Here is a 7,597-nt window from a genome sequence, read left to right as displayed (position 1 = left end):
CGAGTGGATGACGCGAAAAGGGATTGACTAACCAAGGCCCGTTACAGAAGCCCGGATGAAGCGGAGCGAAATCCGGGGCAGTTTCCCCGCGGCGGTAGCGTTGCCGGATTGCGCTGCGCTCCATCCGGGCTACGGAGTCAAAATTCCCGCGATCGGGAAGCTATCAACCGCTGATCAACCTGACCAAGCCGCGCCACAGCGCCCGAACCGCGTCGCGATACGCGTCGGCCCGCAGCGCATGCGCCCTGCGCGTATAGAATGTGATCAGCTCAGCCGTGACGCGCCGCCCGGTTTCGCGGCGCTGCGGCTTCACAACTCGAGCTCCCAGGTCTCGCCGACCAGATCGGCGCCAAAGCTGTGGTGCTTCTCTTCCTTGACGCGTTGAAAGCCGGCGCGGGCGTAGATGCCGCGCGCGGCGACCAGGATGCTCTGGGTCCACAGCGTCATCTTCTTGTAGCCGTTCTCGCGCGCGGCGCGGATGCACTGCTCGACCAGGGCGCGGCCGACGCCGAGCCCGCGCGCCTTCTCCTCGACCAGCAACAGCCGCAGCTTGGCGACTCCGTCACCGCCGTTGACCAGGAAGATCGAGCCGACCGGCTCGCCGTCGACCTCCGCGATCCAGCAATGCTCGCGGACAGGATCGAACGATCGCAGAAACTGCGCGCAGATCTCGGCTACCAGCGCCTCGTAGCTGATGTCCCAGCCATATTCCGCGGCGTAGGCTTGTCCCTGTCGCGAGACGACCCAGCCCATGTCGCCGACGCGGTGGCTGCGCAGCAGGAAGCCGGTGGGTTTTTGCATGGTTGGCTCCAACGCTTGTTCGATTGTGCTCATCGCATGCACCACCGCGGCGCGGTGGTTGCTGTCGATCTGCATCAGCAGCGCCGCGACCTCGTCGCGCGAGCGGCTGTCGAGGTCTGCGGCCGTGGCGCGGCCCTTGGCGGTCAGCGCCACCTCGTTGACGCGCTTGTCGGCCTTCGACGGTTTGCGCGTCACGATCTGGCGGCGTTGCAGCGCTGCCAGCGTGCGGCTGACGAAGCCGGCATCGAGGTCGAGGTCGCGCACCAGGTCGGTCGCGATGCAGTGCTCGCGGTGCGCAAGCTCGTAGATGATCCGCGCTTCCTGTAGCGTGAACGGGGAGTGCAGCAGCTTCGGCTCGATGATGCCGAGCTTGCGGGTATAGAACCGGCTGAAGCTGCGGACCGCGGCAACCTGGCTCTCGAGGGTGGCGTCGTAGGAATTTGATTTCATCAAATATATTATTTGACGGAATCAAATAATATGCAAGAGCGTTTAAGCGACCATGATCCGGCTGCGCAGCATGGTGCGGGAGGAGCGGCCGAGCCGGCGCAGCAGCCGCGCCTCGGAACGGCGGGCGTCCGGCCGGTAGCCGCCGATCCGCTCGTAATGCTCGCGCGCGATCAGCAGGCCCTGTTCGGCCGAGGGGCCGGTGATCATCCGGGCGACGAATTTGATGCCGTCGCGCAGGCCGGGGTCGGAGTAGGGCGCGCGGGCGTAGCGGAAGATGCCGGCGCGGTCTTTGCCGCTTGCCGCCACCATCTGGATGAACTGGGTGGTCTCCTCGATCCAGCCGGCATCGAGCACCGCGCCCGGATGCAGGAACATCAGCCAGGGCGAGCGCGCCTGCCGTGCGCCGGCCGCGAGCGCTGCGGCGCGCGTGCCCTCGAAGCGCAGGAAGCGGCAGCCGGCGACGTCGGCGACGCGCTCCATGATGTCGGTATTGGTGCGGTCGACCAGCAGCACTTCGCGGATCACGCCCGCGGCCGCGCCCGGCACCAGCGCGGCCAAGGTTGCGACCGCGGTGCGCTCGATCCCGTCGGTTGGAATGATCACGCTCAGCATGATTTGAGGCTTCGCTGGCTCAAACGGTTCTGGAAACTCCGGCCGTGTTATCACCTTGTCATATTCAAAGCAGCCTGTTCGCCTGCAGAATTTTGCAGCATGGTTCTGTGGAATTTCTCTGCTCGTGTTCTTGATTTGTTCTCGCGCTGTGTTAGCTTCAAAACATGAGCCGAGCATCCTCTCATGCCCTCAAGCACCCGCCGGTAACGGCGCCCTCCGATAACCCGGCGGGTGCACCCACCCCTTTTCCCGAACTTGCGGTCGCAATCGAGCGTGAGCGGCGGCGCGGTCGCGGCGCTCAGTCCAACGCCAGCGGCCGCTACGAGGCCGAGGCGCGGGTCGCCTTCGACGACGGCTGGCAGAGCCTCGAAGACCTGCCGCCATTTAACACCAGCGTGGCGCTCGACACCTCGCGCAAGGTGATCACCCGCAACGACTCGCCCGACATCGGCTTCGACCGCTCGATCAATCCCTATCGCGGCTGCGAGCATGGCTGCGTCTATTGCTTCGCGCGGCCGACCCACGCCTATCTCGGCCTGTCGCCGGGGCTGGACTTCGAGTCAAAACTGTTCGCCAAGCCGGACGCGCCGGCGCTGCTCGAGAAGGAGCTGGCGGCGCCCGATTACGAGGCGCGGATGATCGCGATCGGCACCAACACCGATCCCTATCAGCCGATCGAGCGCGAGCGAAAAATTATGCGCGGCATTCTCGAGGTGCTGGAGCGCGCCGGCCATCCGGTGGGCATCGTGACCAAGTCGGCGCTGGTGACCCGCGACATCGACATCCTGGCGCGGATGGCCAAGCGCAATCTCGCCAAGGTCGCGCTCTCGGTGACGACGCTCGATCCGAAGCTCGCCCGCACCATGGAGCCGCGCGCATCGACCCCGCCGAAGCGGCTCGAGGCGATCAAGCGGCTCACCGAGGCCGGCATCCCGACCACGGTGATGGTCGCGCCCGTGATCCCGGCGCTGAACGATTCCGAGATCGAGCGCATCCTCGATGCCGCCGCGCATGCCGGCGCCAGGGAGGCGAGCTACGTGCTGCTGCGGCTGCCGCTCGAGGTCCGCGATCTCTTTCGCGAATGGCTGATGGCGAACTATCCCGATCGTTATCGCCACGTCTTCACGCTGATCCGCGACATGCGCGGCGGCCGCGACTACGACTCGCAATGGGGCACGCGGATGAAGGGCACCGGCCCGATGGCCTGGATGATCGGCCGCCGCTTCGAGATCGCCTGCGAAAAGCTCGGCCTCAACAAGCGGCGCACCAAGCTGACCACGGATCACTTCGCCAAGCCGAAGCGCAGCGGGCAGCAGCTCAGTCTGTTCTAGGCGAGATCCCGTAGCCCGGATGAAGCGCAGCGAAATCCGGGAAGCTTCTCACCGTGGACACAAGACCCCGGATTGCGCTTCGCTCCATCCGGGCTACGAAGAAGCAACACGGCGACGACGCCACAAATAAAGTGAGTATGCCGATGAGTAACGCCCCGACCGCACGCTTCACCGTCCTGACCCTCGGCGTCAGCGACATGCGCGCCAGCATCGCCTTCTACGAGTCCCTCGGCTTCACCAGGAAGATGCGCGCGACCGGCGAGGAGGTCGCCTTCTTCGAGACCGGCGGCAGCGTGCTCGGGCTGTTCCCCTGGCATCTGCTGGCCGACGACGCCGGACTGCCTGATCAGCCGCGGCCGGCCGCATTCCATGGGGTCTCGATTGCCTGGAATTGCAACGACGACGCCGAGGTCGATCGCGTGATGGCGTTCGCACTGTCGAAAGGCGCCAAGCTGCTGAAGCCGGCGCAGCCGACCAGCTACGGCGGCTATTGCGGCTATTTCGGCGATCCTGATGGTCACGCCTGGGAAGTGGTGCGCGCGCCGGGTTTTGAGGTGCTCGATCACGGGCGGGTGTCGATTCCCGACTAGGTGCGGGAAGAGGAGTAGGCCGAATTGAATAGCGGGGAAGGGTGCCGGGTTCCCGGTTGCGCCGCGAGCCTTGGTTGATCACGATCCCCGCATGATTCGGGATAAGTCCAAGAGCACGTCCAAAGCGGCGCCAGCCAAGTCAGGCAAGCCGTCCGCGCCGGGCAAATCGGAGAAGCGCGTCATCACCGTGACGCGGCCGACCTTCCGCCGCGAGCGCGCGCTGATCAAGCGCGGCGTCTGGCCGGTCGCCGGCTGTGACGAGGCCGGGCGCGGCCCGCTGGCAGGTCCCGTGGTTGCCGCCGCAGTCGTGCTCGATCCGGCTCGCGTTCCAAAAGGCCTCGACGATTCGAAGCGGCTGACCGCCGAGCGCCGCGAGGAACTGTTCGAGGAAATCTGCGCCACCGCTGCGTTCTCGGTCGCGGTGGCCTCGCCGGCGCGAATCGATCGCGACAACATCCTGCGCGCCTCGCTGTGGGCGCTGGCCCGCGCGGTCCACGCGCTACCCGAAATGCCGAAGCACGTCTTCGTCGACGGGCGCGACAAGCTCGCCACGCCCTGCGACTGCGACGCGGTGATCGGCGGCGACGGTATCGTGGCCTCGATCGCGGCGGCCTCGATCATCGCCAAGGTGACGCGCGACCGCCTGATGTGCGCGCTGGCGCTGGATTGCCCCGGCTACGGTTTCGAGCAGCACAAGGGCTACGGCGTGCCCGAGCACCTCGAGGCGCTGGACCGGCTCGGGCCGAGCACCCATCACCGCAGCTTCTTCGCCCCGGTCGTCGCCGCGCGGCTGAAGCATTTTCCGCTTCCCACCGAGCCCGACCTGTTCACGGTGGACGCCGAAAGCGAAGCCGCGGCGTCGGAAGCGGCGTAGCGCGCGACGGCGCCAGCCCAGGCAACGGCGCCAACCCCCGCAACGGTGTCATCGCCCGGCTCGACCGGGCGATCCAGTATTCCAGAGGCGGTCGTTTTCGATCGAGAGGCCGCGGCGTACTGGATCACCCGCTTTCGCGGGTGATGACAATGGAGTTTGGGGTTAGTGCACTGGCATGCCTGACGCCGGTTGCCTCCACCGCCGCCTGCCGTTATCAAAAACCCTCGGGATCAGTTGCGCCGCCGTGTCCTAGCATGATCTTTTCGGAAAACCGCTTCGCACTTTTCCGGATCATGCTCGCGGGTGGCTGGGGCATTTCAGGCGTTTCATGCGGTTTACCTCCCTGGTTGTCGAACTGATCCGCGCCCGGCCGCGCCTCGTGGTGTGGGTCGTGGTGCTGGTGCAGGCCGCGATCTGGCTGGTCCTGCCGCTGATCTTCTACGGCAGCCCGCCCGGCAATCTCGCCACCATCCTCGCCTTCGGCCGCGAATATCAGGTCGGCACCGACATGGGGCCGCCGCTTTCGTTCTGGCTCGCGGACATCGCCTTCCGCGCCGCCGGCAATCACGTGTTCGGCGTCTATCTCCTGGCGCAGGCCTGCGAGATCACAACCTTCATCGCCTTCTACCAGCTGGCGCGCGCCATCGTCGGCGGCCCGCAGGGCGTGCTGGCGGTGCTGCTGTCGATGACCGTCGTGGTGTTCTCCTCGCCGAGCGTCGAGTTCGGCCCGCTGATCCTGGCGCGCCCGCTCTGGGCGCTGCTGCTGCTGCATTCCTGGCAATTGATCGGGCAGAACCGGCGCAGCGCCTGGTTCGCCTGGTCGATCGATTGCGGCCTGCTGCTGCTGACGACGCCGGCGGCGATCGGCATGATCCTGCTGGTCACAGGCTTTGCGGTCGCAACCGAGCGTGGGCGGCGTACGCTGCGCGCGGTCGATCCGCTCTACGCGCTGCTGGTCATCATCGTGCTGGCGCTGCCCTATCTGATCTGGCTGGTCCGTGCCGACGTGCTGGCGCTGCCTGCCTTGCCCGCGCTCGCCGATCTCAAGGCGCGGGCACTGCGCTGGGGCATCGTGCTCGGCGGGCTGATCGTGGCGACCGCTGCGATCGTGGTGCTGGCACTCCTCAATTCGCGCTGGTTTGCCCGCGACGGTGAGGACGCCCCGATCATCTACCGTCCGCCGGTCAGTCCGCTGGCGCAGCAATTTGTCTATTTCTTCGCCTTCGCGCCCGCGATCGTGAGCAGCTTCATCTCCGGCCTGTTCGATCTGGATCGCGCCTTCGGCGGCGCTGGCGTCGCGCTGTTGATGTCGGGGCTCGCCGTCGTGGTCGCGACCGGCGATCTGATTCATCTTAGGCGGCAGCGGCTGTTGCGCTCGGTGTGGGCCTTCGCGGTTGCGGCGCCTGCTGCCGCGGCGCTGGCGGCGGCGCTGTTCCTGCCCTGGACCAGCACCAAGGAGGTGCCGACCTCGCTGCCGGCAGCCGCGATGGGGCGCTTTTTCGACGACAGCTATGAGCGCCGCACCAACCAGCGCCTGCGTGCCGTCGCCGGCGATCCTGAAATCGCCAGCCTGATCGCGATGAACGGGCGCCGGCCGCATCTGTTGCTCGACGCCGCGCCGCAGCGGACGCCCTGGCTGTCGGTCGCGAAGTTCAATGAGACCGGCGGCGTCGTGGTCTGGCGTGCGCAGGACACCGCCGGCACGCCGCCGCCCGAACTCGCGCAGCGCTTCCCCGGCCTCGTGCCGGAAGTGCCGCGCTCGTTCGACCGGCTGGTCAATGGGCGGCAGCCGGTGCTGCGGATCGGCTGGGCGATCGTGCGACCGAAGGGGTAGTAAGTTGATGTTGAGCCGTAGCCCGGATGGAGCGCAGCGAAATCCGGGGCCGCTTCCTCAACCTTCCGCAGCCTGACCCGGATTACGCTTCGCTCCGGGCTACGGATTTACGAAGCCGGCTGCAACACCTTCGCGATCGCGCGCAGATCCTGCCACGACAGCCGCTTGTACGACGGCGAGCGCAGCAGATAGGCCGGATGGAAGGTGGCGACAGCGCGGATCGTGCGGGTGCCGGTGTCGTAATCGATCCATTTGCCGCGCGTGCGCATGATGCCCTCGCGGGTGCCGAGCAGCGCCTGCGTCGAGGGATTGCCGAGCGTCACCAGCACGTCGGGATTGACCAGCTCGATATGGCGCTGGATGAAGGGCAGGCATACCTGCGTCTCCTGCGGCGTCGGCGTGCGGTTGCCCGGTGGCCGCCACGGGATCACGTTGGCGATATAGGCCTTGCTGCGATCGAGCCCGATCGCGGCGATCATGCGGTCGAGCAGCTTGCCGGAGCGGCCGACGAACGGCAGGCCTTCGATGTCCTCGTCGCGGCCCGGCGCCTCGCCGACGAACATCACGCGCGCCGCGGGATTGCCATCGGCGAACACCAGCCGGGTCGCGGTGTGCTTCAGCGCGCAGCCGTCGAACGTCTCCATCAGCGTGCGCAACGCTTCAAGCGTCGGCGCGGTGCGCGCGGCCTCGCGCGCCGAGGCGATCGCGGCGTCCGGCGCGACGGTGATTTCGCTGCGCGGAACTGCGGGGATCGGCGGGGGGCGCAGCGGATTGAGCGCCACCGGCCGCGGCGCGGCAGGGGCGGGAACTGGTTCGGGCTCTTCCAGCCGGTTGATCGGCTCGTCGCCAAGCGCGCAGTCGACCCCGGCCTCAAGGTAAAAGGCCAGCAATTGCTGCAGTGTAGGGGTGGGCTCGGGCGGCAGGGCCATCATCGGCGCAATCTAGAGCATCAACGGGAAAAGTGGAGGCCGGTTTTTGGAAAAGATTATGCTCCTGCGGCGTTGCGGCCGCGCGAAACCTCGCAAAGCGCAATTCCATGGTTGTCCTTCCGCTAAAAATCGGAAACAACGACCTCTGAAAAGCTTAGAAGCGTTCTCAATGGGCT

At 66.7% G+C, this 7,597-nt stretch carries 8 protein-coding genes; 4 read left to right on the top strand and 4 right to left on the bottom strand.

The window, feature by feature from the left end; all coding sequences use genetic code 11:
* Nucleotides 1-163: 163 nt before the first annotated feature.
* The 3 genes from QMZ05_RS29990 to QMZ05_RS29980 are packed head-to-tail and all read right to left on the bottom strand — an operon-like array spanning nucleotide 164 to nucleotide 1,863.
* Nucleotides 164-313: an RSP_7527 family protein gene (locus QMZ05_RS29990; RefSeq protein ID WP_353704036.1), complete on the bottom strand. Its 150-nt coding sequence runs from the start codon at nucleotides 311-313 to the stop codon at nucleotides 164-166.
* Nucleotides 310-1,251 (bottom strand): helix-turn-helix domain-containing GNAT family N-acetyltransferase, encoded by a 942-nt coding sequence (locus QMZ05_RS29985; RefSeq protein ID WP_353704035.1) that lies wholly within the window; start codon nucleotides 1,249-1,251, stop codon nucleotides 310-312. The genes QMZ05_RS29990 and QMZ05_RS29985 overlap by 4 nt, the downstream gene beginning before the upstream one ends.
* A 42-nt stretch (nucleotides 1,252-1,293) precedes the next feature.
* Complete coding sequence (locus QMZ05_RS29980) at nucleotides 1,294-1,863, bottom strand: glycosyl transferase (protein ID WP_353704034.1); 570 nt, start codon at nucleotides 1,861-1,863, stop codon at nucleotides 1,294-1,296.
* Between the two features lie 164 nt (nucleotides 1,864-2,027).
* Between QMZ05_RS29980 and QMZ05_RS29975 the strand changes: the two genes are divergently transcribed.
* The 4 genes from QMZ05_RS29975 to QMZ05_RS29960 all read left to right on the top strand — a co-directional run bounded on the left by QMZ05_RS29975 (nucleotide 2,028) and on the right by QMZ05_RS29960 (nucleotide 6,492).
* Nucleotides 2,028-3,194, top strand: a complete 1,167-nt coding sequence (locus QMZ05_RS29975; RefSeq protein ID WP_353704033.1) for a PA0069 family radical SAM protein — start codon at nucleotides 2,028-2,030, stop codon at nucleotides 3,192-3,194.
* 143 nt (nucleotides 3,195-3,337) lie between these two features.
* Nucleotides 3,338-3,784, top strand: coding sequence for a VOC family protein (locus QMZ05_RS29970; RefSeq protein ID WP_353704032.1), 447 nt, complete (start codon nucleotides 3,338-3,340; stop codon nucleotides 3,782-3,784).
* A gap of 91 nt (nucleotides 3,785-3,875) precedes the next feature.
* The gene (locus QMZ05_RS29965) at nucleotides 3,876-4,658 is read left to right on the top strand and encodes a ribonuclease HII (RefSeq protein WP_353704031.1); all 783 of its coding nucleotides are present in this window, start codon (nucleotides 3,876-3,878) and stop codon (nucleotides 4,656-4,658) included.
* 328 nt (nucleotides 4,659-4,986) lie between these two features.
* Nucleotides 4,987-6,492: a glycosyltransferase family 39 protein gene (locus tag QMZ05_RS29960; protein ID WP_353704030.1), complete on the top strand. Its 1,506-nt coding sequence runs from the start codon at nucleotides 4,987-4,989 to the stop codon at nucleotides 6,490-6,492.
* A gap of 107 nt (nucleotides 6,493-6,599) precedes the next feature.
* Here the strand turns inward: QMZ05_RS29960 and QMZ05_RS29955 are convergent, their stop codons facing one another.
* Nucleotides 6,600-7,415 carry a uracil-DNA glycosylase gene (locus QMZ05_RS29955; protein ID WP_353704037.1) on the bottom strand — a complete coding sequence of 272 codons (816 nt, stop codon included), beginning with the start codon at nucleotides 7,413-7,415 and terminating at the stop codon, nucleotides 6,600-6,602.
* Nucleotides 7,416-7,597: the final 182 nt, after the last annotated feature.

Source organism: Bradyrhizobium sp. INPA03-11B (assembly GCF_040446015.1).
GTDB lineage: Bacteria > Pseudomonadota > Alphaproteobacteria > Rhizobiales > Xanthobacteraceae > Bradyrhizobium > Bradyrhizobium macuxiense_A.
The sequence above is the reverse complement of the archived record's forward strand: the minus strand, read 5'-3'. Positions and strand labels throughout refer to the sequence as shown.

Coding starts and splice junctions, on each gene's coding strand:
- QMZ05_RS29975 (WP_353704033.1), top strand. CDS start 2,028: ATGAGCCGAGCATCCTCTCATGCCCTCAAGCACCCGCCGGTAACGGCG.
- QMZ05_RS29980 (WP_353704034.1), bottom strand. CDS start 1,863: ATGCTGAGCGTGATCATTCCAACCGACGGGATCGAGCGCACCGCGGTC.
- QMZ05_RS29970 (WP_353704032.1), top strand. CDS start 3,338: ATGAGTAACGCCCCGACCGCACGCTTCACCGTCCTGACCCTCGGCGTC.
- QMZ05_RS29985 (WP_353704035.1), bottom strand. CDS start 1,251: ATGAAATCAAATTCCTACGACGCCACCCTCGAGAGCCAGGTTGCCGCG.
- QMZ05_RS29960 (WP_353704030.1), top strand. CDS start 4,987: ATGCGGTTTACCTCCCTGGTTGTCGAACTGATCCGCGCCCGGCCGCGC.
- QMZ05_RS29965 (WP_353704031.1), top strand. CDS start 3,876: ATGATTCGGGATAAGTCCAAGAGCACGTCCAAAGCGGCGCCAGCCAAG.